General features: G+C 64.1%; 20 protein-coding genes. 11 read left to right on the top strand and 9 right to left on the bottom strand.

Features of this window, described 5'->3' with window-relative positions:
• The first annotated feature begins 90 nt into the window (after positions 1-90).
• The 6 genes from CH293_RS08315 (at position 91) to CH293_RS08290 (ending at position 7,199) form a co-directional block, all read left to right on the top strand.
• On the top strand, positions 91-1,101 hold the full coding sequence (locus CH293_RS08315) for a sugar-binding transcriptional regulator (protein WP_027498913.1): 1,011 nt from the start codon (positions 91-93) through the stop codon (positions 1,099-1,101).
• Positions 1,102-1,115: 14 nt separating this feature from the next.
• Entirely contained in the window at positions 1,116-2,450 is a 1,335-nt protein-coding gene (locus CH293_RS08310) for a sugar ABC transporter substrate-binding protein (protein WP_094719939.1), read from the top strand.
• Positions 2,447-3,397, top strand: a complete 951-nt coding sequence (locus tag CH293_RS08305) for a carbohydrate ABC transporter permease (protein WP_019667813.1) — start codon at positions 2,447-2,449, stop codon at positions 3,395-3,397. Before CH293_RS08310 ends, CH293_RS08305 begins: the two co-directional genes overlap by 4 nt.
• Entirely contained in the window at positions 3,397-4,278 is an 882-nt protein-coding gene (locus CH293_RS08300) for a carbohydrate ABC transporter permease (protein WP_019667814.1), read from the top strand. Before CH293_RS08305 ends, CH293_RS08300 begins: the two co-directional genes overlap by 1 nt.
• An 18-nt stretch (positions 4,279-4,296) precedes the next feature.
• Positions 4,297-5,403 (top strand): ABC transporter ATP-binding protein, encoded by a 1,107-nt coding sequence (locus CH293_RS08295; RefSeq protein WP_019667815.1) that lies wholly within the window; start codon positions 4,297-4,299, stop codon positions 5,401-5,403.
• A 113-nt stretch (positions 5,404-5,516) separates the two neighbouring features.
• The gene (locus CH293_RS08290) at positions 5,517-7,199 is read left to right on the top strand and encodes an AMP-binding protein (RefSeq protein ID WP_176459945.1); all 1,683 of its coding nucleotides are present in this window, start codon (positions 5,517-5,519) and stop codon (positions 7,197-7,199) included.
• A gap of 30 nt (positions 7,200-7,229) precedes the next feature.
• Here the strand turns inward: CH293_RS08290 and CH293_RS08285 are convergent, their stop codons facing one another.
• Positions 7,230-8,381: an LLM class flavin-dependent oxidoreductase gene (locus tag CH293_RS08285; RefSeq protein WP_094720091.1), complete on the bottom strand. Its 1,152-nt coding sequence runs from the start codon at positions 8,379-8,381 to the stop codon at positions 7,230-7,232.
• A 101-nt stretch (positions 8,382-8,482) separates the two neighbouring features.
• Between CH293_RS08285 and CH293_RS08280 the strand changes: the two genes are divergently transcribed.
• A complete protein-coding gene (locus CH293_RS08280) occupies positions 8,483-9,799 on the top strand; it encodes an MFS transporter (protein WP_094719937.1) in 1,317 nt (438 codons plus the stop codon).
• A 169-nt stretch (positions 9,800-9,968) separates the two neighbouring features.
• Here the strand turns inward: CH293_RS08280 and CH293_RS08275 are convergent, their stop codons facing one another.
• From CH293_RS08275 to CH293_RS08265, 3 genes are read right to left on the bottom strand one after another with little or no spacing between them, the layout of a single operon-like run.
• A complete protein-coding gene (locus CH293_RS08275; protein ID WP_094720090.1) occupies positions 9,969-10,754 on the bottom strand; it encodes an alpha/beta fold hydrolase in 786 nt (261 codons plus the stop codon).
• A 4-nt stretch (positions 10,755-10,758) separates the two neighbouring features.
• Entirely contained in the window at positions 10,759-12,456 is a 1,698-nt protein-coding gene (locus tag CH293_RS08270; protein ID WP_094719936.1) for a SulP family inorganic anion transporter, read from the bottom strand.
• A gap of 9 nt (positions 12,457-12,465) precedes the next feature.
• On the bottom strand, positions 12,466-14,028 hold the full coding sequence (locus tag CH293_RS08265; RefSeq protein ID WP_094719935.1) for an ABC-F family ATP-binding cassette domain-containing protein: 1,563 nt from the start codon (positions 14,026-14,028) through the stop codon (positions 12,466-12,468).
• Positions 14,029-14,296: 268 nt separating this feature from the next.
• On the opposite strand from CH293_RS08265, the gene CH293_RS08260 reads away from it, so the two are divergent.
• The 3 genes from CH293_RS08260 to CH293_RS08250 all read left to right on the top strand — a co-directional run bounded on the left by CH293_RS08260 (position 14,297) and on the right by CH293_RS08250 (position 18,722).
• The gene (locus tag CH293_RS08260; protein ID WP_094719934.1) at positions 14,297-16,096 is read left to right on the top strand and encodes a penicillin-binding transpeptidase domain-containing protein; all 1,800 of its coding nucleotides are present in this window, start codon (positions 14,297-14,299) and stop codon (positions 16,094-16,096) included.
• 314 nt (positions 16,097-16,410) lie between these two features.
• The gene (locus tag CH293_RS08255; protein WP_094719933.1) at positions 16,411-17,973 is read left to right on the top strand and encodes an NTF2-like N-terminal transpeptidase domain-containing protein; all 1,563 of its coding nucleotides are present in this window, start codon (positions 16,411-16,413) and stop codon (positions 17,971-17,973) included.
• Between the two features lie 11 nt (positions 17,974-17,984).
• Complete coding sequence (locus CH293_RS08250; RefSeq protein ID WP_094719932.1) at positions 17,985-18,722, top strand: sulfite exporter TauE/SafE family protein; 738 nt, start codon at positions 17,985-17,987, stop codon at positions 18,720-18,722.
• 10 nt (positions 18,723-18,732) lie between these two features.
• Here CH293_RS08250 and CH293_RS08245 read toward each other — a convergent pair whose 3' ends face one another.
• The 3 genes from CH293_RS08245 to CH293_RS08235 all read right to left on the bottom strand — a co-directional run bounded on the left by CH293_RS08245 (position 18,733) and on the right by CH293_RS08235 (position 21,324).
• Positions 18,733-20,181 (bottom strand): peptide MFS transporter, encoded by a 1,449-nt coding sequence (locus tag CH293_RS08245; protein ID WP_094719931.1) that lies wholly within the window; start codon positions 20,179-20,181, stop codon positions 18,733-18,735.
• A 45-nt stretch (positions 20,182-20,226) separates the two neighbouring features.
• Positions 20,227-20,610: a DUF3054 domain-containing protein gene (locus CH293_RS08240; protein WP_094719930.1), complete on the bottom strand. Its 384-nt coding sequence runs from the start codon at positions 20,608-20,610 to the stop codon at positions 20,227-20,229.
• 162 nt (positions 20,611-20,772) lie between these two features.
• The gene (locus CH293_RS08235; protein ID WP_019667830.1) at positions 20,773-21,324 is read right to left on the bottom strand and encodes a YceI family protein; all 552 of its coding nucleotides are present in this window, start codon (positions 21,322-21,324) and stop codon (positions 20,773-20,775) included.
• Positions 21,325-21,467: 143 nt separating this feature from the next.
• On the opposite strand from CH293_RS08235, the gene map reads away from it, so the two are divergent.
• Positions 21,468-22,238 carry a type I methionyl aminopeptidase gene (map, locus tag CH293_RS08230; protein ID WP_094720089.1) on the top strand — a complete coding sequence of 257 codons (771 nt, stop codon included), beginning with the start codon at positions 21,468-21,470 and terminating at the stop codon, positions 22,236-22,238.
• On the opposite strand, the gene CH293_RS08225 is transcribed toward map, so the two are convergent.
• On the bottom strand, positions 22,239-23,384 hold the full coding sequence (locus CH293_RS08225; protein WP_255122763.1) for a YbhN family protein: 1,146 nt from the start codon (positions 23,382-23,384) through the stop codon (positions 22,239-22,241). It abuts the gene before it with no gap.
• Between the two features lie 30 nt (positions 23,385-23,414).
• Positions 23,415-24,869 carry an adenylate/guanylate cyclase domain-containing protein gene (locus CH293_RS08220; protein ID WP_094719928.1) on the bottom strand — a complete coding sequence of 485 codons (1,455 nt, stop codon included), beginning with the start codon at positions 24,867-24,869 and terminating at the stop codon, positions 23,415-23,417.
• Positions 24,870-25,022: the final 153 nt, after the last annotated feature.

Below are 25,022 nucleotides of genomic sequence, written 5' to 3'. Positions count from 1 at the left end.
TGTTGTGTAGATCACACCTGAATGTTAGCTTAATGAGCAGAAGAACACACCCTGAGCATATGCTCACCGCCTGCAGGAGATGTCGTGACAATTTCGGTCCCCGAGGTTCCGGGACCGCAGCGTTCGTCGAAAACCACCGACGACCTGCGGCTCGCCCTCCGTGCGGCGTCGATGTATCACGTCGAGGGGGCGACGCAGGCGGAGATTGCCGCCAAGCTCGGGGTCTCCCGCCCCACCGCAGGACGGCTGGTCGCCAAAGCGCGAGCACTCGGTCTGGTCACCATCGAGATCAACGTGCCCGACGAGTTGCAGGGCACCGTGCACGCCGATATCGAGCGCGATCTCGAGCGAACCTTCGGGCTGACGGAAGCTCTCGTCGTTCCCGACGTCATCGACGGCACCGACCGGGGGTACGGGTCGCTCGGGCGTGCCGCGGCCGCCGTGCTGTCCAGGCGGTTGGCGTCGACCGACACACTCGGATTCACGTGGGGCCCGGAAACCGTGGCCGTCGCGCATTCGCTGAAGTCCAGGGGCGCGAAATGCGCCCAGGTGGTTCAGCTCGACGGGTCGATGAGTTCGGCCGACTACCAGACCGGTGTGGAGTACACCCTGGGCCGCTGCGCGGAGTATCTGCAGGCACGGCCCGTCCGGTTGAACGCGCCGCTGTACGCCGATCCGGCGACAGTGACGGCGTTGCAGCAGGATTCGGTGATATCTCGCGCCCTACAAGCCGGGACCGAGGCCGAAGCGATGATGTACGGCCTCGGTCCCGTTTCCACGTCGACCACGCTGTTCGAGGGCAGCTTCATCGACTTGGAGATCATCGACGAGCTCCGCAGTCTAGGCGCCGTCGGTGAAATCGGTGGACGATTCTTCGACGCCGACGGGACCCCGACGGGCGGTTCGCTTCCGGACCGAACGGTGTCCGTCGGACTCGACGCCATTCGGTCGTGCGACCGGGCAATTCTGATCTCCGGTGGTGTGAAGAAACACCAGGCAATACTCGGTGCACTTCGCGGTGGCTTCGCCTCCGTACTCGTCACCGACATCGAAAGTGCGCGTTGGTTGATGGCGCATACAACGGAAGGTGTGTCCCAGTGAGGTTATTACCCAAGGTGGTCGTCGCGGCCTCGCTCGCGACGACCCTGACGCTGTCCGGCTGTGCCGGCGCAGGTTCGATCGGTGGTGACGGTGACGGCACGACGATCACCGTCGCCATCGTGTCGAACTCGCAGATGTCCGACGCCATCTCGTTGGCGCCCGAGTTCGAGGCCGAGAACCCGGGTATCAATCTGAAGTTCGTGTCTCTGTCGGAGAACGAGGCTCGTGCCAAGATCACCGCGTCCGTCGCCACCGGTGGCGGTGAGTTCGACGTCGTGATGATCAGCAACTTCGAGACCCCGCAGTGGGCCGAGAACGGCTGGCTCACCAACCTGTCCGAGTACGCCGACGCGACGCCTGGCTACGACGAGGACGACTTCATTCCGACGCTGAAGGAGTCACTGTCCTACGAGGGCAGCATGTACTCCGTCCCGTTCTACGGTGAGTCGTCGTTCCTGATGTACCGCAAGGATCTGATGGAAGCGGCAGGCATCACGATGCCGGAGGAGCCGACGTGGCAGGAAGTCGCCGACGCCGCCGCGAAACTCGACAGCCCCGACGTCTCGGGAATCTGCCTCCGCGGAAAGCCCGGCTGGGGTGAGGTTCTCGCCCCGCTGAACACCGTCATCAACTCGTTCGGTGGACGCTGGTACGACGAGAACTGGAACGCGCAGCTCACCAGCCCCGAAACCGAAGCCGCCGTTCAGTTCTACGTCGACACCGTCCGCGACCACGGCCAGCCCGGCGCCGCAACCAGCGGATTCAGCGAATGCGGTACGCAGCTTTCGCAGGGGAACACCGCGATGTGGTACGACGCCACCTCCGCCGTGTCGGTGCTGGAGGACCCGACGTCGAGCAACGTCGTCGGCAAGATCGGATACGCCAAGGCGCCGAGCGAGGCCAAGAGCGACAACGGCTGGCTGTACTCCTGGGCGCTCGGAATCCCCACCACCTCGGAGAATCCCGACGACGCATGGAAGTTCGTGTCGTGGATGACCAGCAAGGAGTACCTGAACAAGGTCGGCAACGAGCTGGGCTGGGAGCGTGTTCCGCCCGGAAGCCGCTTGTCCACCTACGAGATTCCCGAGTACAAGGAAGCATCCGCAGCCTACGGTCAGGTGACGTTGGACTCCATCAACGGTGCCGATCCCAACAATCCGACGGTCGACCCCGTTCCGTACACGGGTGTGCAGTTCCTGACCATTCCCGAATTCCAGGATCTCGGAACCCGTGTCAGCCAACAGATCAGTGCAGCAGTAGCAGGACGAATCAGCGTCCAGGACGCGCTCGAACAAGCGCAGCAGTACGCCGAAGTGGTCGGTAAGACGTACCAGGAGGGCCAGGGATGACCACCACCGAAACGCGATCGGCGGAAGCCGATTCCGAGAAGTTCGTACCGAGACCGAGAACCATCTCCAAGGCCGAGGGGTGGCGTCGACGCGGCCCGCTCCTGCCCGCGATGGTGTTCGCTATCGTCGTCACCCAGATCCCCTTCCTGTTCACGCTGTACTACTCGACTCAGTCGTGGAACCTCGTCCGACCTGGTTCGCGAGAGTTCAACTGGCTCAACAACTACGTCGACGTGTTCCGCGACAGTCAGTTTCGTGAAGTCGCACTGAACACGGTGATCATGATCGTCGGCACCGTCATCATCTCGGTGATCCTCGGTCTGTTCCTGGCGTTGCTGCTGGATCGAAAATTCATCGGCCGCAGCCTGATCCGTACGCTCTTGATCACACCGTTCCTGATCACTCCGGTCGCCGGTGCGCTGATCTGGAAGACCACGATGTTCGATCCGGTCTTCGGCCTGATCAACTTCGTGCTCAGCCCGTTCGGCGTGGACCAGATCGACTGGGTCTCTCGCTACCCGCTGCCGGCCGTCATGGCCAACCTGATCTGGCAGTGGACGCCGTTCATGATGCTGCTGATTCTCGCCGGTCTGCAGTCGATGCCCAAGGACATCTCCGAGGCGGCGCGAGTCGACGGCGCAGGGCCCTTCAAGCTGTTCCGGGAGCTCACCCTCCCGCACCTGCGGCGGTTCATCGAACTCGGTGCCGTCCTCGGTGCGATCTACCTGGTCAACACCTTCGACGCGGTGTACATGATGACCTCGGGCGGCCCGGGTGTCGCCTCGGCGAACCTGCCGTTCTACATCTACCAGCGCGCCTTCCTCGGATTCGACATCGGGCAGGCCGCGGCCATGGGCGTGGTCACGGTGGTGGCCACCATCATCGTCAGCACCTTGGCGCTGAGACTGATCTTCAAGAGCTTCAGTGGAAACGAGGAGGCTGCGTGATGAGTACCGCTACCACGAACAAGAAAGCAGTACCGCAAACATCCGACGGTGTCGCCATCAAGCGCAAGAGCAAGTGGGGCCCGGGCACCATCTGGTCGTTCGTCGCCTGGGTCGCGGGCATCACGTTCTTCTTCCCCGTGCTGTGGATGGTGTTGACCGGTTTCAAGCAGGAGGCCGACGCCTACTCGGACCCACCGAAGCTGTTCTTCACCCCGACGCTGGATCAGTACCGCGGAGTGCTCGAGAGCGGTATCGGCACCACCCTGCTCAACTCGGCGTTCGCGACCGTGGTCTCGACGCTTCTCGTTCTGCTGCTGGGTGTTCCGGCTGCGTTCGCTCTGTCGCTGCGACCGGTGAAGAAGACGAAGGACGTGCTGTTCTTCTTCATCTCCACCAAGATGCTCCCGGTGGTCGCGGCAATCGTTCCGCTGTACGTCATCGTCGGCGACATCGGCATGCTGGACAACATCTGGACACTCGTGATCCTCTACACCGCAATGAATCTCCCCATCGCGGTGTGGATGATGCGGTCGTTCTTCCTGGAAGTTCCGAGCGAGTTGCTCGAGGCCGCCAGCATGGACGGTGCTTCGCTGTGGACCTCGGTGCGTGAGGTGATCCTGCCGCTCGTCTCTCCCGGTATCGCCGCGACGTCGCTCATCTGCGTCATCTTCTCGTGGAACGAGTTCTTCTTCGCCGTCAACCTCACCGCCGTTCAGGCACAGACCATTCCGGTCTACCTCGTCGGCTTCATCACCGGACAGGGCCTGTACTGGGCACAGCTGTCCGCCGCTGCGACATTCGCAGCCCTCCCCGTCGTCCTTGCCGGATGGTTCGCGCAGAACAAGCTCGTGCGCGGTCTGTCCTTCGGCGCCATCAAATAGGTACAGGAGCTCACTGAAATGGCTGCAATCACGTACAAGAAGGCATCCTGCGTCTACGAAGGTGCCGACAAGCTCGCCGTCGATTCACTCGACCTCGACATCCAGGACGGCGAGTTCGTCGTCCTCGTCGGACCGTCCGGTTCCGGCAAGTCCACCGCTCTGCGCATGCTCGCCGGGCTCGAGGAGATCGACGGCGGCGCCATCGAGATCGGTGGCAAGAACATGGTGGGCGTGCCGTCCAAGGACCGCGACATCGCCATGGTCTTCCAGAACTACGCGCTCTACCCCAACAAGACCGTCGGGGAGAACATGGGCTTCGCGCTCAAGATGCGCGGCGTCCCGCTGGAGGAGCGCAAGGCGAAGGTCGCGGAGGCCGCCAAGATCCTCGACCTGACGGAGTACCTCGACCGTAAGCCGGGCAAGCTCTCCGGTGGTCAGCGTCAACGAGTTGCCATGGGCCGCGCCATCGTTCGTGAGCCCCAGGTGTTCTGCATGGACGAACCTCTGTCCAACCTCGACGCCAAACTGCGCGTGCAGACGCGCACGCAGATCGCGGCCCTGCAGCGTCGTCTCGGCACCACGACCGTGTACGTCACCCACGACCAGGTCGAGGCCATGACGATGGGTGACCGGGTTGCCGTGCTGCGCGGTGGCAAGCTGCAGCAGTTCGCGTCGCCCACGGACCTCTACGACAATCCGGTCAACGCCTTCGTCGCCGGCTTCATCGGCTCACCCGCGATGAACCTCATGACGGTGCCCATCGGGTCCGGCGGAGTGCAGATCGGCAACTTCCTGTTGCCTCTCGAACGCGACGAACTGACCAAGCTCGCCTCGCTCGGACTGGACAACGTGACTGTCGGGCTTCGGCCCGAGCAGCTCGGGATCACGCGTGGAAGCGGGGAAGGTTTCGAGGGCAAGGTCGACCTCATCGAGGAGCTGGGCAGCGAATCGTACGTCTACGCCCACCTCGACGACCCCAAGGTCAAGGGACTCGACGGCGGACCGGTGTCCCTCGTCGCACGCTCGGCCGTCCGCGCTCCCGCCAAGATCGGCGAAAGCGTCGCCCTCACACGGCTGGACGGTGCGATTCACCTGTTCCACCCGGAATCGGGTGAGCGGATCTGATCACTCTGCGGCAGGGCGCTACCCCCGTACCCCTGTTCGGGGGTAGCGCGCTCACCACTCGACTCAATAGCGTGGAGAGTAAGTGAGATGTGCGCCACAGCTAGGGAGTGATCATGACGGACGGAACGGGCTACACCGCATTCAAGCAGGCCCGCGACCTGCTGCTGGACGCCTACGGCAATTACGACGCCGCGACGGCGAACTTCCAGTGGCCTACCTTCGGTGAGAAGTTCAACTGGGCGATCGACTGGTTCGACGCGTACGCACGCGGCAACGACGGTATTGCCCTGTGGATCGTCGAGGAGGACGGGTCCGAGGGCAAGTTCACGTTCGACTCCATGTCCCGGCGTTCCGACCAAGTGGCGCGGTGGTTGGAATCTCTGGGCATCGGCCGCGGCGACTCGGTGATTCTGATGCTCGGTAACCAGGTCGAGCTCTGGGAGTCGATGCTGGCCGTCATGAAGCTCGGCGCCGTTCTGATGCCGACGACCACGGCGATCGGCTCCGTGGACCTGACCGACCGCCTGCAGCGAGGGAAAGCCAAGGCCGTCATCGTCAACCCCGCCGATGCACCGAAGTTCGACGAGGTGCCGGGTGAGTATCTGAAGCTGTCGGTCGGTGCGCACGACGGGTGGACCGACTTCCGATCGGCGTACGACGTCCAGGACGCACAACCGTTCGAGACGGTGACAGCCCCCGACGATCGCCTTCTGCTGTACTTCACCTCGGGAACGACGAGCAAGCCGAAACTGGTCGAGCACACTCAGGTGTCCTACCCCGTCGGCCACCTGAGCACCATGTACTTCCTCGGCGTCAGGCCGGGCGACGTCCACCTCAACATCAGTTCACCGGGGTGGGCCAAGCACGCGTGGAGTTGCTTCTTCGCGCCGTGGATTGCCGAGGCGACCATCTTCGTCTACAACTACACCCGGTTCGACGCCACGGCGCTGCTCGCGCAGATCCGTCGCGCCGAGGTGACGACGTTCTGCGCACCGCCGACGGTGTGGCGCATGCTGATTCAGGCCGACATCTCCGGTGGCCGGGGTGCGCTGCGTGAGGCCATCGGTGCGGGCGAACCGTTGAACCCGGAGGTCATCTCGCACGTGCAGAAGCAGTGGGGGCTGAACATCCGTGACGGCTTCGGTCAGACGGAAACCACTGCGCTGGTGGCGAACACGCCAGGCGCGGAGCTGAAGTTCGGTTCGATGGGTCGACCGCTCCCCGGTGTGCCCGTCGTGATCATCGATCCGGTGACCGGTGAGCGCGCCGACGAGGGTGAGATCTGCCTGGACCTCGAGCAGCATCCGTTCAACCTCATGACCGGCTACCTGGACAACCCGGCTCGCAACGCCGAGGTCATGTCCGGCGGGTACTACCACACCGGGGACGTCGCGTCGCGGGATGCCAAGGGCTACATCACGTACGTCGGACGCACCGACGACGTGTTCAAGGCGTCGGACTACAAGGTCTCGCCCTTCGAGCTCGAAAGCGTGCTCATCGAGCACCCGGCCGTGGCCGAAGCGGCCGTGGTCCCTGCTCCCGACGAGACGCGCCTGGCCGTGCCGAAGGCCTACGTTGCCCTCGCCGCCGGCTGGGAACCGAACGAGGACACAGCAATCGAGATTCTGAAGTACGCCCGCGAACATCTGGCGCCGTACCTGCGGGTGCGTCGAATCGAGTTCTTCGAGCTTCCGAAGACCATCTCCGGCAAGATTCGACGCGTCGAGCTTCGAGCCCGCGAGAACTCCGGTGAAGTCCTGTCCGGGGAGTATCGGGACGACACCATCCGCATGTGAGTGGAATGTAGGCCAGGGCCTGCATTCCACTCACATGAAAGGTGTTCCGACCGAAACATTTCTCGAGTCACGGGCCCGCGTAAGACCGCGCTTCTCGAGGATCGGCCGCACGCCTTCGCCGAAGTGGTAGGCCTCCTCGAGGTGCGGGTAGCCGGAGAGAACGAAGTGATCGAGCCCGATCGACGCGTACTCGGCGATGCGATCGGCCACTTCCTCGTGCGAGCCCACCAAAGCTGTGCCCGCCCCTCCGCGGACCAGGCCGACACCCGTCCACAGATTGGGCGCGATCTCCAGTGAGCGGGCGTCGGCGCCTGCCGTGTACGCGCTGCCGCCGCCGTGCAGTTCACGCATACGACGCTGGCCCTCGGACACCGAGCGGGACAGGCTTTCCTGCGCCGCTTCGACGGTCTTGGGGTCGAGGGCACCGAGCAGGCGGTCCGCCTCTGCCCACGCCTGCTCGGACGTGTCTCGTGAGATGACGTGCAGCCGAATGCCGTAATCGAGGGTGCGGCCCTGCACCTCCGCCAGGTCTCTGATCCACGCGATCTTCGATGCCACCGCCGCTGCCGGTTCGCCCCACGTCAGGTAAGTGTCCGCGAACTGCGACGCCACCGTCCCCGCGGCCGGAGACGAACCGCCGAAGAAGATCGGCGGCACCGGATCCGGATGACGCTGCAGCACAGCGTCTTCCACCTTGATGTATTTGCCGTCGAAGGACACCGGCCCGTCGTTCGCCCACAGGCGGCGGGTGACGTCGAGGAATTCACCGCAGCGCTCGTAGCGCTGGTTCTTGTCCAGAAAATCACCGAACCGTCGCTGCTCGTGGTCCTCGCCACCGGTGACGACGTTCAGCAGGAGGCGTCCGCCGGACTGCCACTGGAACGTCGCGGCCATCTGAGCGGCCAACGTCGGACTGAGCAGACCTGGCCGTAGAGCGACAAGGAACTTGAGGGTCTCGGTGGTGTCGATCATCATCGCCGTCGTCAACCACGCGTCCTCGCACCACGCACCCGTCGGCGTCAGGACCGCCTCGAATCCGTTGCTCTCCGCTGCGGCGCCGATCTGGTTGAGATACTTCAGCGTTGCGGGTCGATCCCCGGACATCGACGATCCATGTCCACCCGCCATCAGATTGCGGGAGTCGCCGTACGTGGGCAGGAACCAATGGAAGCGCGCAGACATGCTGAGCAAGTCTGGCAGGGTGGGATGCGCAGGTCCAGCGTTCGAATCAGCATGATTTCAATGGGTGAACCAGTCGGTCTGTCGTCTTACTCTGGCTCCACATGACCACATTTGCCGAGGCCGCGTCGGCCGAATCGGAGCCGGCCCGACGCAAGCGACTACGCACCGTCGTTGCCGCGTCGCTGTTGGGGACGACAGTCGAATGGTACGACTTCTTTCTCTACGCGACGGCCGCCAGCTTGGTGTTCAACCGACTGTTCTTCCCGGATCAGAGTTCGTTCGTCGGCACGATGCTGTCCTTCGCGACCTTCGCCGTCGGATTCGTCGTGCGACCCATCGGCGGCGTCGTGTTCGGGCACTTCGGCGACCGGATCGGGCGAAAGAAAACGCTCGCGTTGACGATGTTCATCATGGGAATCGCCACGGCGCTCATGGGCGCCTTGCCGACAACCGAACAGATCGGCGTACTCGCGCCGATCCTTCTGCTTCTGCTTCGGATTCTGCAGGGCTTCGCACTCGGTGGCGAATGGGCGGGAGCAGTGCTGCTCGCCGTCGAGCACAGCCCCGAGAAGAAGCGCGGACTCTTCGGCAGCATCCCGCAGATCGGACTTGCACTCGGTTTGGCATTGGGGACAGCGGTGTTCGCACTGCTCCAAACCGTGTTCGACGACGAGGCCTTCCTCGCCTACGGATGGCGTATCGCCTTTCTTCTCAGCCTTGTGTTGGTGGCCGTCGGGTTGGTCGTGCGTCTGAAGGTCGAAGAAACCCCTGCCTTCCAAGCGGTTACCGACCTGAAGCAACGCTCGTCGGCGCCCGTACGCGAGGTATTCGCACGCAAATCCATTCGCAGCACCGTCCTGGGTTTGCTCTCCAGGTGGGGCGAGGGGGCCGCGTTCAACACCTGGGGTGTCTTCGCCATCACCTACGCAACGACACAACTGGACTACGAGAAGGTGCCCGTCCTGCTCGTCGTGACCGTTGCCGCGCTGGTGATGGCAGTGCTCCTGCCGGTTTCCGGTCTGTTGGTCGACCGATTCGGGGCCAAGCGGATCTACATCATCGGTATCGCGTTGTACGGCATCGCAGTGTTCCCGGTCTTCGCCTTGTTCGGCACCGGCAGTCTGTGGCTGTTCGGCCTGGGACTGGTATTGGTGTTCGGATTCGTCCACGCCCTGTTCTACGGCGCACAGGGAACGCTCTACGCAAGCCTCTACCCGACGGAAATTCGCTACACCGGATTGTCCATCGTCTACCAGTTCTCCGGCATCTACGCCTCGGGCGTCACACCGTTGATCCTGACGGCTCTCATCGCAGCAGGCAGCGGATCACCCTGGCTTGCCTGCGCCTTCCTCGTCGGAACCTCCGTCATCAGCGTCATCGCCACAGCCCTCGTCCGTAAGCGGGATCTGTACCTCTGACCGTGTCTATTCCGGACCGAACGTGGCGTTCGGTCACTTCAAGTGACCGAACGCCACATTCGGTCCTGAAAAGCGGGTGTCCGAAAGCGGGTGCCCGAAAGCGGGTGTCCGAAAGCGGGTGCCCGAAAGCGGGTGTCGGAAAAGCGGGTGTCCGAAAGCGGGTACGACGCTAAAGCTTCAGGAACGGTTCGACGACGGCGAGGACTTCAGCGCTTGCGGCGGGGGTGGTCGAGTGGTCGAATCCGCGGATGGTGTGCAGTTCGGAGTTCTTCACGAGTGCGGCTGCGGCTGCGGTGTCGTCGAGCCGCGTGGTGTCCTGGGATCCGACGTAGAACAGTGACGGGATCTTCAGGCCGCGCAGGTCTGCGTCGGACAGTCCGGGTTCTGCGTCGGATGCCCGGAAGTAGGCCGCCATGGCGTCCGAGTCGTTGGCGGAGAACACAGCACGTGTGGCTGCGTCGACGGGGAACAGCCGGTGCTTGTTCCACTCCTCGATGAATCCGTCCATTCCTCGGTCGGCGAGGACGTCGGCGCAACCGGGGAAGAACAGCCGGTCGAAGGCGCCTTTCTGCGGTCCGTGCGAACCGCCGCCGGAGATCAGCTTGGTCACCCTCTCGGGTGCGCGTGCTGCCAGGGTCAGGCCGGCCCGGGCGCCGTAGGAGTAGCCCCAGTAATCAGCGCTGGGGACGCCTACCGCGTCGAGGACTGCCACGAGGTCGCCGACGATGGAGTCCATCGTGTACGCCTCGATCTCGTGCGGCTTGTCGCTTCGCCCGTGGCCGCGCATGTCGACGAGGATCAACGTCCGGCTGGGTCGAAGTGCCTTGACGTAGCCGAAGGTTCGCCAGATCGTGTGCGTCAGCAGGCTGCCGTGCACCAGCAGCAACGGTGGTCCTGATCCCACGACCTGGAAGGCGATGCGGGTTCCGTCGGCGGGGTTGGTAGCGAAGTCCACGTGTTCATTGTGCTCCACCCCGGCGATGGAAGGCATCGACGGCTGCTTCGACGGTGTAGTGGAATCTGGACCCGTCGAACCTGCTGCCCACGCCGAAACGGATGAGCCGATCCTTGATCGGGCCTTTCATCTCGGCGAAGGCAAGGCGAATTCCTTTGTCCTCCAGGAACTGATCGAGCTCGACGAGTTCGTCGACGGCTGTGGTGTCGAGCCCGGTGATGGGTTCGGCGGCGACGACCACCCATTCCACCGGCACCGGAGCAGCTGCGACGGCAGTGCGAATGTACTGGTCGAAGATGTCGCCGTTGGCGAAGAAGAGCGGCGCGTCGAATCGGACGAGAAGCAGACCCGGGATCCGTTCACCGTCGGGATGCCGGTCGATGTCGTGGAAGCCAGGACGGTCCGACGTTCGGACCAGCTCGGTGCGGTACGGCTGCCAGGCGCGCGCGACGACGGCGAAGAACGACAGGGCGATCGCGACGAGTATTCCCTGCAGCACCCCGACGAGGACGACGCCGAGGAAAGCGGCTGCCGCCAGACCGAATTCGACCCGACTCATGTGCCACATCCGTACGAGACCGGACACGTCGATCAACGACGTCGCGGCCACGATCACGACGGCACCGAGCGCCGCGTCAGGAAGGTAGGCGGTGATCCCGGGAGCAGCGAGGACGAACGCGAGGACAGCGAGAGCTCCCACGACCCCGGTCAGTTGAGTTCGAGCACCGTTCTGTTCGGCGACCGGTGTCCGAGATCCACTCGCCGAGATCGGGAATCCGCCGAACAACCCCCCGGCGACGTTGGCCACGCCGATGGCTTTCATCTCGGTGCTGCCGTTCACCTCCTCGCCGTGTCGGGCGGCGAAAGTGCGGGACAGAACGCCGGTGTCGGCGAACGCCAGTAGGGCTATCGCTGCGGCGGGCCCGATCAGCGACACGACGTCACCCCAGTCGACCCCACCGAACGAGGGGAGAGGCAGACCGCGGGGTAGTTCGCCGACCATCGACAGTCGATCGGTGAGATCGAGAAACGCGACTGCGACCATTGCGCCGACCACCGCAACGAGAACGCCGGGGATGCGCGGGATCCACCGTCGGAAAGCGGGAATGACGAAGAGGCATCCGAGTCCGACACCAGCGGCGACCGGGTCGATGTCGCCGCCCGGAACGGAACGGACGATCTCCGTGAACTGCCCCGTCACACCGTCCGCAGCCACGGAAAACCCCAGTACTTTCGGCAGCTGGCCGACGATGACGATGAGTGCTATCGCATTCAGATAACCGAGCCTGATGGGTTTCGACAGCAGTTGGGTGACGAACCCGAGCCGAAGGTAACCGCCCGCGATCAGGATCACGCCGACCAGCACGCCGAGGATCCCCGCCAACGCCAGAGCGCTCGCCGGGTCGTCGGTGACGGCCAATGGGATGACGGCGGCGGCGATGAGCGGCGCCAGCGACGAATCCGGCCCCAGGACCAGAATCTTCGACGGACCGACCACGGCGTACGCGAGCAGTGGAACGATCGTGGCGTACAACCCGGCGTATGCGGGTAACCCTGCTGCCTGCGCATATCCCATCCCGGCTGGAATGAGAAGAGCCGTCAGTACCAGGCCTGCCGTGATGTCGTTGCGTAGCCACTCGCGGCGGTAACCACGGGCAGTGACTACTCCGGGCAGCCGGCCGACGATTCCCGCTACGGTCATCGCTCGAACCTACAGCGACTCGGGCAAATCGGTCTCCTCGTCTCGGCCCAACTCCACCCATCTCGTCGGCTGGAGGTCTCGTAGGAACGGCAGATCATGGCTGACGACGACGAGTGCGCCCCGGTAGCTCGCCAGCGCCTCGGTCAGATGCTTCTTGCTGGCGAGGTCGAGGTTGTTCGTCGGTTCGTCGAGCATGAGCAGTTTCGGGGCAGGGTCGGCAAGCAGGATTCGGGCGATCGCCGCCCGCAGGCGCTCCCCGCCCGACAACGTCGACACCACCGCGTCCGCGTCGCTGCCGCGGAAGAGGAATCTCGCGAGCTGGGCGCGGATCTGCTCGTTGGTGGCGTGAACGGCCACATCGGCGACATTCTCTGCCACCGTTCGTGACTCGTCGAACACATCGAGGCGCTGCGGCAGGTACCGCCACGGTACCGACGGTCCAGCCCTGTCGATCGTGCGCAGCAGGGTGGTCTTCCCACTGCCGTTCGGCCCGATCAACGCAATGCGCTCCGGACCGACGATGGCGAGTTCGTCGACCACCGAGATCTGCTGACCGGCAAACACTTCCGTGTCGGGTAGATCGACACGAATCTCCTTGTCGTCACGGAGTCGTTCCTCGGCAGCAGCAAGTACGTCCTGGGCGTCGTCGACCTTCTCGATGTGGTTGTTGCGCAATTTGCCCGCCGATACCTGAGCTGCCCGTTTACGTGCACCCATGACGATCTTGGGCTCGCGCTTCTGCTCGTACATCTTCTTGCCGTACCGCGCCCGTCGATCGATCTTCGTTCTGGCCTCGACCAATTCGCGTTCCTGTTTGCGAACGTCGTTCTTGGCATCGTGCAGTGCGGCCCGCGCAGCCTCCTGCTCGGCATCGATCACCGACCGATAGTGCGTGTAGTTGCCGCCGAACATTCGCAGCCGAGTGGGCCCGGATCGGTCGGCCCTCAGCTCGGCCGTGGAGTCCATGAGATCGAGAAGCTCGATGTCGTGACTCGTCACCACCAGGACGCCGTCGAACGACTGAACTGCCTGGTAGAGCCGGGCGCGGGCGCGCAGATCCAAGTTGTTCGTCGGCTCGTCGAGCAGCAGTACGTCCGGCTCCGCCAGCAACTGTGCCGTCAGAGCCAACAGCATCGATTCACCACCCGACAGGGTTCCTATGACCCGATCCAGATCGGTTCGGACAGAAACGATGTGACCGAGGCCGAGTTGCCCGAGCAAAGCGACGGCCTGGTCCTCGGCGTCCCAGCGGTTGCCGACCACGCCGAAGTCGTCCTCGGATCCGTTCCCGGATTCGATGCGGTGCAACGCTTCTCGGAGAACGCGCAGCCCGAGGATGTCGTCGACCCGGCGATCGGTGTGCAGGGCGACGTCCTGCGGAAGGTATCCGACTACTCCGTCGACGGTGACCGAACCGCGGGTCGGTGTGTACTGGCCCGTGACGATCTTCAGCAGCGTGGACTTACCGGCCCCGTTCGATCCGACGAGTCCTGTTCTGCCCGAGGAGAACACAGCGTCGAGACCGTCGAAGACAGGATCGCCGCTCGGCCAAGCGAAGGTGAGATCGGACATACGGAGAGAGGGAGAAGTAGACATGATTGCTCCAGAAGTGTGCGTGCAGGGATGCAGGCGAAAAACCTCTAGAAGAGCAACGGCCTCTCCGATTCTGTTGGCAGCAAGGCGAGAACCACGATAGACCCGCGTCGGATCCCCCGCAACCCATTTACGTGAGTGGAAATATAGGCCAGCGGACAGGAGCGGAGCCTGCGAAGCGACCAGAAATCACCTGTCATTTCCACTCACGTAGGAATCGGGCATGATCGGACGGGTGCGCACATCCATGAAGACGGTTCCCGCTCTCTGTGCTGTGGTGGCACTGGTTCTTGCCGGCTGCGGGGACGACGGTCCACCGGAACCCATGACCACCGCGCAAGCGTTCGTGGACGCGATCAACAGCGGGTCGGCCGACGCGGCGGCCGCGCTCACCACCGACCCCGCCGCCGCGACGGCGTCGCTGAACGGCCTGTACGACGGTTTGAGCGGGGGCGGCACCGTGACGGCGACTCCCGATTTCGAGGTCGCCTCGGCATCCGAGGAGGGCGGCGCGGTGACCCTCGACGCCACCTGGCGGTTCTCGACGACCGACGACGGCACCGAAGAACCCGACGGCGAACCGAAGCAGTGGCAGTACGACACCTCCGCCACGGCAACCGAAACGGAGCAGGGCTGGCGCATTCAATGGGACCCGGCCGTACTGGCACCGGGACTGTCCGCGGACACCACCGTCAGATACACCCCGACCGACGCGCTCGTCGCTCCGCGAGTGTTCGATCGAAGCGGCGCCGAGTTGATGTCGCAGCAGACGGTCACCCTGGTGAACGTCGACTCCACCGCCGATCCGGCGGCCGTCGCGTCGTTCATCACGCCGATCGTGCCCACCATTACCGCAGAGTCGATCGCCACCGATCAGGCTGCTTCTCAGGGGAATTCCACGACGGTGGTGTCGCTCCGGCAGTCGGACATCGATCCGATCGCCGCGCCCTTGGCCGCAACGCCGGGCGTCACGCTTGCCCCGCAGCTTCGACTGCTCACCACCGACCGAGCGTTGGCGTCGCCCGCGTTGACCGGGGTGTCCGAGCTGTGGCAGTCCCAGGTCGACGACAACAAAGGCTGGTCCGTTCAGTCGGTGAACGCCGACGGCACGGTGACGCAGCTCGCCGGGCTCGACGCCACCCCCGCGCCGGACATCGCGACGACGCTCGACACCGGCCTGCAGCTCAAAGCGGAGAATGCGCTTGCGTCGATCCCGCAGCAAGCGGCGATCGTCGCGCTGCAACCATCCACCGGCAACGTGTTGGCGGTCGCGCAGAACTCGGCAGCCGATGCTCAGGGGCCGATCGCGCTGACCGGTCTCTACCCGCCCGGATCCACATTCAAGACGGTCACCACGTCCGCCGCGCTCGAAGCCGGTACGGCCACCCCCGACACGGTCCTGCCGTGCCCCGGCACCGAGAACATCGAAGGTAGGCAGATACCCAACGACGACAACTTCGATCTGGGCGACGTACCCCTGCACACGGCGTTCGCGCGCTCGTGCAACACGACGATGGGACGCCTCGGCGTCGGCCTGCCCGCCGACGGCTTGCAGCAGACGGCACTGCAGTACGGCCTCGGCGTCGACTACGTGACGCCTGGCCTGACCTCCGTCACCGGCAGCGTCCCTCTCGCGGACACCCCGGCAGCACGCGTCGAGTCGGCCATCGGTCAGGGAGCGGTCACGGCAACACCGTTCGGGATGGCGCTGGTGGCGTCGTCGATCGCCGGTGGATCGCTGAAGCCCCCGACCCTGGTCCAGGGTCAACCGGGTGTCGCCGACAAGACGGTGGCGCCGGTCGACGTCACCGTTGCCGATCAGGTCAAGACGATGATGCGAGAAACGGTCACCGGCGGAACAGCCACTCAACTGCAGGACATCCCCGGCTTGCTCGGCAAGACCGGTACCGCCGAATTCGGCCCCGACAACGAAGGTGCTCACGGTTGGTTCGTCGGCATCCAGGATGACCTCGCCTTGGCGGTCTTCGTGTACGACGCCCAGAGCTCATCGCCGGCCGTCGACGCTGCGGGTCGATTCCTGCGCTGATCCGCTGACGGGTGCATTGACCGAACGGCACATTCGCTCGTCTTGCCCCTGGCCGCGCAGGTTTCAGCGGGTGCGCAGGTTGCAACCCCTGCGCTGGGCAACAACCCGCGCAGTCGGCGATGAAACACGAGCGAACGTGCCGTTCGATCCGGAAAGGGGAGCCGGCGACGCCGAATCGTGACCGTAGCGAGTGAATACCGTGCTTGTTACTCGTGTGACTCTAGTGAATATTGTGACTCATGAGTTCTGTGGGGATGCCGGTTGTGCGCCGGATACGCGGCCGCTACGTGGTTGCTGTGGGGGCAAGTCTTGCCGTGACGTCGACTGTTGCGTTCTGGACGCTGGACAGTCCGCCCAGTGAGGGCGAGCGCGTCGTGGACCAGTTCGTTGCAGCACTCAACGACCGTGATGTCCAAGCCGCGGCGGCGTTGACCACGTATCCCAACGCTGCGGCTGCGAGTCTTCAGCAGATGTTCGACGGTTTGGCGGCGGGCGGGCAGTCGACGGGCGACTTCGAGGTCGGCCAGTTCATCGATCTGAGCGGCGACTCGGGATTCTTCACCGTCGATTCCGACTGGCATTTCCGTGACGGTCAGGATTGGGCCTACGACACTCGTGGCACGGCCAAGAAGCTCAGTGTCGGCTGGCGCATCGCGTGGGAGCCGGCTGTCGTGGCGCCGGACATGGTGCCGGGTGGTTCGGTCCGGTACGTACGCACCGATGCCGCACCGCCGTTGGTCTTCGATTCGGCTCGGAACGTGCTGATGAACGAGCGGACGATCAACGCCGTCCTGCTCGACCCTGCGCAGATGCCGGACCCAGCGGCGTCCGCCGCGCAGCTTGCCGACGTCATCGACGTCGTCGCACCGCTGATCACGTCGGACTCGTTGCTCACCGAGTTGGCGGCGACGCCGGGCAGTTCGGTGCTCGCCGTCAATCTGCGCGACGACGACTTCGCGGTGCTCGAAGACGATCTCAGGGCCATTCCCGGTGTTGTCATCACGCAGACGCCGAAGCTGATCGCGGGGGACCGCCGGATCACCTCGCCGCTGCTGGACTCGTTGCGCGACGCATGGCAGCAGAACCGCGATGCGACGGCAGGCTGGGCCGTCGACGTCATCGGCCCGGATGGGACGTACGTGCGGCAGGCAGGCTTCCAGGGGCCTGCCGGTCCGGATCTGCACTCGACGCTCGATCCGCGGGTCCAGCTCGCGGCCGAGGAAGCCGTGGTCAGTGCTCCGTCGTCGGCCTCGATCGTGGCGATTGCACCCTCGACCGGTGCGATAGTCGCCGCCGCGCAGAACAGTTATGCGAACGAGCAGGGACAGATCGCGTTCTCGGCGATGTATCCCGTCGGATCGGCGGCCGATCTGCTGGCCGTCGAGGGAGTGGATCCGACGAGTCTCGGTTTCGGCGTGGACTATTCGATGCCGGGCCTGAACGCCTACACCGGGCAGTTCCCGTCGAGTACTAGTTCCATCGACCGGTTCCGGAACGTCGGGAACACGTCGTCCGACGTCACGGTCACCCCGTTCGGGCTGGCCCAGATGGGTGCTGCCGTGGCGCGAGGTGGCGCGACGCTGCCGTCGATCGTCTCGGATCAGACGGCGACCGCCAGCAAGGAGACTGCAGCGATTCCGGAGTCTGCACTGCAGCGTCTGCGCGAAATCTTCCAGAACTCCGCGCACGACGAAGGCTTTGCGGCCTACGACGGGTTGACCGGTTTCGCCGGTAACAGCGACGATGATCGCTGGTTCATCGGCACCCGAGGTGACCTGGCGTTCGCGGTGTACATCGAGGACGCGTACGGCACCGATCAGGCCGTGAAGATGGGCACGCAGATGCTGACTGCATTGGACTCCGGCACCACCGAGTAGCTTTACCCTTCGTGACTCTGCTCGAATTCGGACTACTCGTCGTCGCCGGTTTCTTCGCCGGCCTCGTGGGTTTCGTGACCGGGTTGGCGTCACTGGTGTCCTATCCGGCGCTGTTGATGGCAGGCGTACCGCCGGTCGCCGCGAATGTCACCAACACGGTGGCGATGGTGGCGGTCGGAGTCGGGGCCACCACCAACGCGTCGAGCGAGATCGCCAAGGACGGAAAGAAACTCGTTCGGTTGGCGGCGATCTCCGCTGCGGGTGGGCTAGCGGGTGCACTGTTGCTGCTGTTCGCGCCCGAGGGTTCGTTCGAGGCGGTCGTGCCGTTCCTGGTTGCTTTCGCTGCGATCGCATTGCTGGCACAGCCGCGTATTCGAAAGCTCGCTGCCGGAGGCGAATTTCCTCGTTTGTATCCCGTCTCGCTGTTTTTCGTGGCGATCTACGGCGGCTACTTCGGTGCAGGCGCGGGCGTGATCTTCCTGGCGCTGGCGTTGATCTGCACGTCCGACTCGATCTGGCGCGCAAGCATTCTGAAGAGCTTCTTCCTCGGTATAGCCAATGCAGTTGCGGCCCTGGTCTTCGTCTTCTCCGGTGACGTGCACTGGCTCGCTGCGCTTGCCCTCGCCCTCGGGGCGTTCGCGGGCGGTTACTGCGGCCCCCCGGTGGTGAAAGTCATCCCGCCGACGGTGTTGCGGATCGCCGTCGGAGTGCTCGGACTCGGCTTGGCCGTGTGGCTGTACCGGGGTTAGCGAACTCCGCTCAGCGAACTCCGCTCATCATCTTCTTGATCCACGGCGTGAGTGCGACGAGGACGACACCGACGGCAATGGACACACCGCCGACCGTGTAGAAGAACGGATCGGGGTTGTCCTGGTCGTAGTAACCCGCAAGCGTGCCTGCCATGGCCGAGCCGAGCGCAACGGACAGGAAGAACAGCGCGACCATCTGCGTGTGAAAGTTCTCGGGAGCGAGTTTGGTGGACAACGAAAGTCCGACCGGCGACAGGAAGAGTTCTGCGAACGTGAACAGCAACAGAATGCCGATGAGCGCCAGCAACGGCATCGACGCACCCGCGAGTGAGGGCACGAACGCCAGGAACGCGAGACCCATGATGGATACGCCCGCTGCGAATTTCAGAGGCGTCGACGGTTGGCGGTCGCCCAGTTTGGTCCAGACGGCCGCGAATACGCCGGCAAAGATGATGATGAACACCGGATTTATCGACTGCACCCAGTTGGGCGGGAACTCCCAGCCGAACAGGCTGCGGTCCAGCTTGGAATCGGCGATGAGCGGGACGGTGGTGAACTGCTGCTGGAACAGTGACCAGAACGCCGCGCTCGCTATGAACATGGGAATGAACGAAATGACGCGGCGACGCTCGATCTTGGTGATCTGCTTGCTGGAGAGAATGATTGCGAAATATCCGATTGCAGCGACGACGGTCACTCCCACCACCACGTCGGACAGATTCGATGCGGTGAGTGCGCCGAAGATCGCGAGTAGTGCGACGGCAACGATCGCAACGACTGCGATGATCGCCCACCGCGCACGCTCTGCGCTGGGCAGCGGATTGGGAGGTGTGGCTCCGATAGTGCCGAGGTGTTTGCGGCCGAGGGTGTACTGAATCAGTCCGAGCGCCATACCGACTGCAGCCAAGCCGAATCCGGCATGGAAGCCTGCAGTGTCCCACGCGAGGCCGGTCAGCAGCGGGCCGACGAATGCACCGAGATTGATGCCCATGTAGAACAGCGAGAACCCGGCGTCGCGACGATTGTCGTGCTCGTCGTACAGATCGCCGACGAGGGACGTCGCGTTCGCCTTGAGGCCACCACTACCGAATGCGACGAGGACCAGACCGACCCCGACTCCGAGGAACCCGGGAAGAAGCGCCAGGGCGATGTGACCGAGCATGATCATGACGGCGCTGTAGAAGAGCGTGCGTTCCGAGCCGAGGAGCCTGTCTGCGATCCATGCGCCGAGGATGGTCGAGAGATACACCGTGCCGCCGTAGGCGCCCACGATCGACGTCGCCGAACTCTCGGCGATTCCGAGTCCGCCGTCGGCCACCGAGTAGTACAGGTAGTAGATGAGGATGCCTTGCATCCCGTAGAACGAGAACCGCTCCCACATCTCCACGCCGAAGAGGTTCGCCAGCGCGAACGGCTGCCCGAAGAACGCTGTGTCTTGCTTGCTCTGAACATCGGCCATTAGTGAACTGTCCCATGCTCAGGCGGCGAATTGGGGGAGATACGGTCAGTTTTTCGGGGTCGGTAACAACTTCGCGAGTGCGCGCCACCCGAGCAGGAAAACAGCAAGCACCGTCGCCGCGACGACGACGAAGCTGAAGGCCGTTCCCTGCCCGCTGATCACCCTGAGAATCATCCCGACGACAACCGTCGACACCCAGACGACGACTCCCGTCGGGAGGATCAGGTAGGCGTCGAACTTGTCTCGATACAGCGCCCATGTAGCAGCCCAGCCGACCGCGGCACCCGCCACGAACGGCCACGCAGTGTGCACGAGGCCGGTGATCGCACCCGCCTCGTCATGGCTGCGCCGGCCGATCGCGCAGAACACGATCACGAGAATCAGATCGACGACGGCGGCAATGATCGGGCTGCGCTTGGTCACCCACACAGAGTAAATGGGTCGTTCCTGCCGGCTCCACTCCCGTCCAAACGGGTCGTTCCTGCCGGCTCCACTCCCGTCCAAGTGGGTCGTTCCTGCGGGCACACGAGAGCACCGGGCGACCGAAGAGGTCACCCGGCGCTCAGGTGAAGAGGAGAGAGGCGGGCTGCATCAAGCAGCGAGGCCGGCCTCGATCTCGAGGGTCAGTGCGATCTTGTCGCCGACGACTGCGCCGCCGCCTTCGAGGGGCATGTCGATGGAGATGCCGAAGTCACGACGGTTGATGGTGGTGCTGGCCTCGAAGCCTGCGACCGGGCCTGCGCCCATTCCGGGGTTGACGCCGTTGAACTCGAGCTTCAGGTCGATGGACTTGGTGACGCCGTGGAGGGTGAAGTCGCCCGTCACCACGAAGTCGCCGCCGTCGGCCTTGACCGAGGTGGAGGTGAACGTAGCGGTGGGGTACTTCTCGACCTCGAAGAAGTCAGCCGTCTTGAGGTGGCCGTCGCGCTGCTCGTTGTCGGTGGTGATGGAGGTGACGTCGATTTCGGCATTGACCGAAGGGGTGCCGTCCTCGGCAACCGTGATGGCGCCGGAGAAAGCCTGGAAGCGGCCACGGACCTTGCTGACGACGAGGTGGCGTACCGAGAATCCGACGGTGGAGTGCGCCGGGTCGATGTTCCAGGTGCCTGCGGACAGTTCGGGCAATGCGATGGCGGTGGTCATGACAACTCCTGTTTGGTTGAAGGTTCAAGTTGTATCTTACACAACCGGACCGCGGTCCGCATCTATTCCCGCAGATACTTTTCGATTTCCGGACCGGTATAGTTCGGCCGGTATAGTTATTGGACCGCTCGGGAAGGGCTACCGTGATCGAGATACTGAACCCCAACCAGGTTGCCCTGGCGCGTGAGACCGGCGCGCTCGTCGGCGAGATCCTGCAAACCATGAAGAGTCGTAGCGTCGTCGGCACCAACTTGCTCGACATCGACCGGTGGACGAAGGAAATGATCCTCGGGGCCGGTGCGGAATCCTGCTACGTCGACTACGCGCCGTCCTTCGGTAGCGGCCCGTTCGGTCACTACATCTGCACGGGCGTCAACGACGCTGTTCTGCACGGCCGCCCTCACGACTACACCCTCGCCGACGGCGACCTGCTCTCGCTCGACCTGGCAATTCTCCTCGGAGGTATCGCCGCGGACTCCGCCATCAGCTTCGTCGTCGGCGAGACGAAGCCCGCGGAAAGCGTCGCGCTGATCGACGCCACCGAGCGCGCGTTGGCCGCCGGAATCGAGGCTGCGGGCCCAGGGGTCAAGATGGGTGACATCTCGCACGCCATCGGATCGGTTCTCACCGGTGCGGGTTACAAGGTCAACACCGAGTTCGGCGGTCACGGAATCGGTTCGACGATGCATCAGGATCCGCACGTCTCCAACAACGGCCGCAAGGGCCGCGGATACGCACTCAGGCCGGGGCTGTTGCTCGCCCTCGAACCGTGGGTGATGGCCGATACCGACAAATTGATCACCGACACCGACGGATGGACCCTCAAGAGCTCCACCGGATGTCGCACTGCGCACAGTGAGCACACCATCGCCGTCACCGACGACGGAGTCGAAATCCTTACGCTCGCAAGGTAATCAGGCGGGTTCCGGATCCGATCTGTCGATCTTCGGCTGCGCATCGCGGTGAAGGTTCTTGGCCTCCTGCTTCTCCAACGCGATGTCGTACCCCAGATCCTCGTGCTGGTGTTTACGGAACAACACGAGAAAGACGATCCAGCCGACGACGGCGACAAGGATGAAGCTGACGGCGCGGTAGACGAACGCCGCAGCCACGGCCTGCGAGGCGCTGATCGACGCCGCGCTGGTCAGCAACGCGATCAGGGTGGCGTCGACGATGACGAGTCCTCCGGGAGCGAGCGGGACCGATCCGACGGCCTTGGCGGCGGCGAACGCGAACAGCAACCCCGACAAGCGCGGATCCGAGCCGACGGCGAAGCATGCGAAACCAAGGCAGGCGACGTCGGCGACACGATGCAACGCCGACCAGCCGAGAGTCAGACCGGCGTCCTGCTTACCGAGCTGTACCGACTGGACCTGTTCGATGACCTCGTCGATCCGCTCCTGCCCGGCGTCGGCAGGCTGATTGCGAAAGTCGTTCACCTTGTGCAGAACCCACCGTGCGGCACTGCGAATGGACCGTGGGTGCGCCGAGACGTATCGGACGGCCAGAACGATCGCCAGCACGCCGGCGATCGGAAGCACCAGCGTGAACGTGTTGACGGACCCGCCGACGAGCAACGCCCCCGCGACGCCGAGGACGGCCAGCCCGGCAGCGGCAATGACACCCGATATCGCGAGCTGCCACGACGCGACGACGGGACTGGCACCCCAGCGTCGGGTCTGGCGGTAGGTGAACGCCGTCGAGAACACCTGACCGGCGGGCAGCGTCAGGGACATCGCAGTGCTGCCGTAGATGACGGCGACGGACTTGGCCTGGCGAACCCGCACACCACCTGCCTGAAGCAACTGCTTCTGCACCCGACCGAACGCGCTCAGCGACACGGCCTGGGTGAACACACACGCAGCGAGCCACCCCCAATGAATCTCGGTGAGCGCCTGCCAGGACTCGTGCAACCGCGGCCACAGGTAAATGCCCTCGCCGACGAGAAGAGCGATCAACGCGACCCCGGCGATCCACTTCAGCCAGCGGAGGCGGTTTCTCCGGCCTCGGTTGCCTGCCTCAGGAGCGCCGGCTACGTGCTCGGGTCTCGGTTCGGCCACCTTCACAGGGTAACCACACGAGACGAACGTTCATGGGTGCTCAACAGGCCAGGCAAGGTGAGTGAGGCGTCGTCTGCCGCGTAGTTGGACCTGATCTCCGAGCTCCCAATGTTCCTGTTCCTCGTCACTCGCGAAGTACAGAGCGGACGTCGACGCCAGCACGCGGCCGGGCCGAAGTTTGGACAATTCAGTCAAACGAGATGCTTCGTTGACCGGGTCTCCGATGACTGTGTACTCGAACCGCTCCTTCGCGCCGATGTTTCCTGCCACAGCGAGACCGGCCGACACACCGATGCCGATGTCGAGTCCGACGATGTCATCGAGAGCAAACCGCAGGTCGCGCGCCGCAGCCAGCGCTGCCGTCGGAGCGTCGGGCCGGTCGAGGGGCGCCCCGAAGATCGCGAGGGCAGCGTCGCCCATGAACTTGTTGACGAAACCGTGGTGCTGATCGATCACGTCGACCACTACGCGGAAGAACTCGTTCAGAAGCTCGACGACTTCGCTCGGCGGGCGCTCCGACGCCGTGGCCGTCGACCCGACCATGTCCACGAACAGGACCGCGACGAAGCGGGTTTCTCCGCCCAATTCGGTACCGAATTGCAATGCGCGTCGGGCCACGTCCTCACCGACGTGCTGGCCGAACAGCTCCCGAAGCACCCGACGCTCGGCCGATTCCTCCATCATCCGGTTGAAGCCGACCTGCAGCCGACCGATCTCGCTGCCGTCGAAGACGTCGACCTCCACGTCGTTGTCTCCGCGCTGAACACGCTCGATCGCCCGGCGCAGCTGCCGAATGGGATCCGAGATCTGACTCGCCGTCAGCATCGACAGAATGAACGCCTGACCGACCGCCAGGACACTGAGCAGGATGATCGCGACGGCGAGCGAATCGGTGGAGAACACCAGATCCGTCGTCAACTGCGTCGCGCAGAGCAAGATGATGCCGATGACGGGCATCAGCGTGCCGAGACCCCACGTCATCGCCATTCTGGTCCCGACGCCCGGCGTCATCGTCCGGTCGAATCGGCCCTCACTGAGAGCCATCGCAGCCACCGGCCGCAGAATTCTCTCGCCGAGCATGTAGGTGAAGCCGAACGTCACCGTCGCCGCCATGATCACCGTGACGATCACCGCCACCGCCAGCGACGGCATCTCCGTCACCGTGAGCAGCACGAACAGCACGCCGCCGATCACCCACAGGACAAGATGCACGATCGCCTGACGCAGCGGAGCATGCAGCGTCGCCATCTGCTCCTTACGATTCGGCGGCCCACCGCGCAACTGCCACCGAATCACACTCCGCAACGTCCGAGCCGCGTAATACAGACTCACCGCACCGGCCGCGACCAGATACGCCCCGAACACGTACACATCGCGAACACGATCCGCGACGATCGACTGCGACTCCTCGATGGGAAGCCCGTACCGCACGAACGCGAACACCAACACCGCGCCGAACAGATTCGACAGCAACATCGACAACATATAGAGAGGCCAGCGACTCTTCAGGGTGAGCGAGACCGCTCTCAAAGATGCCAGCACGGGTTAAATTTACCGGGTGACCGAACGCGAGCCGCAGGCAGAAGCGTCAAAGGTACTTCCCAGCCGTCCAGCACCCCCTCCAACAGCGGCCCCCCT

It is taken from the genome of Rhodococcus sp. 14-2470-1b (assembly GCF_002259415.1).
In the GTDB taxonomy this organism is placed as follows: domain Bacteria; phylum Actinomycetota; class Actinomycetes; order Mycobacteriales; family Mycobacteriaceae; genus Rhodococcoides.
The sequence above is the reverse complement of the archived record's forward strand: the minus strand, read 5'-3'. Positions and strand labels throughout refer to the sequence as shown.

Excerpts from the sequence above, each read along its gene's own strand:
- CH293_RS08235 (WP_019667830.1), bottom strand. The coding sequence starts at position 21,324 with ATGACCACCGCCATCGCATTGCCCGAACTGTCCGCAGGCACCTGGAAC.
- CH293_RS08285 (WP_094720091.1), bottom strand. The coding sequence starts at position 8,381 with ATGTCTGCGCGCTTCCATTGGTTCCTGCCCACGTACGGCGACTCCCGC.
- CH293_RS08290 (WP_176459945.1), top strand. The coding sequence starts at position 5,517 with ATGACGGACGGAACGGGCTACACCGCATTCAAGCAGGCCCGCGACCTG.
- CH293_RS08265 (WP_094719935.1), bottom strand. The coding sequence starts at position 14,028 with ATGTCCGATCTCACCTTCGCTTGGCCGAGCGGCGATCCTGTCTTCGAC.
- CH293_RS08305 (WP_019667813.1), top strand. The coding sequence starts at position 2,447 with ATGACCACCACCGAAACGCGATCGGCGGAAGCCGATTCCGAGAAGTTC.
- CH293_RS08260 (WP_094719934.1), top strand. The coding sequence starts at position 14,297 with ATGAAGACGGTTCCCGCTCTCTGTGCTGTGGTGGCACTGGTTCTTGCC.
- CH293_RS08245 (WP_094719931.1), bottom strand. The coding sequence starts at position 20,181 with ATGGCCGATGTTCAGAGCAAGCAAGACACAGCGTTCTTCGGGCAGCCG.
- CH293_RS08220 (WP_094719928.1), bottom strand. The coding sequence starts at position 24,869 with ATGTTGTCGATGTTGCTGTCGAATCTGTTCGGCGCGGTGTTGGTGTTC.
- CH293_RS08270 (WP_094719936.1), bottom strand. The coding sequence starts at position 12,456 with ATGACCGTAGCGGGAATCGTCGGCCGGCTGCCCGGAGTAGTCACTGCC.
- CH293_RS08295 (WP_019667815.1), top strand. The coding sequence starts at position 4,297 with ATGGCTGCAATCACGTACAAGAAGGCATCCTGCGTCTACGAAGGTGCC.
- CH293_RS08300 (WP_019667814.1), top strand. The coding sequence starts at position 3,397 with ATGAGTACCGCTACCACGAACAAGAAAGCAGTACCGCAAACATCCGAC.
- CH293_RS08280 (WP_094719937.1), top strand. The coding sequence starts at position 8,483 with ATGACCACATTTGCCGAGGCCGCGTCGGCCGAATCGGAGCCGGCCCGA.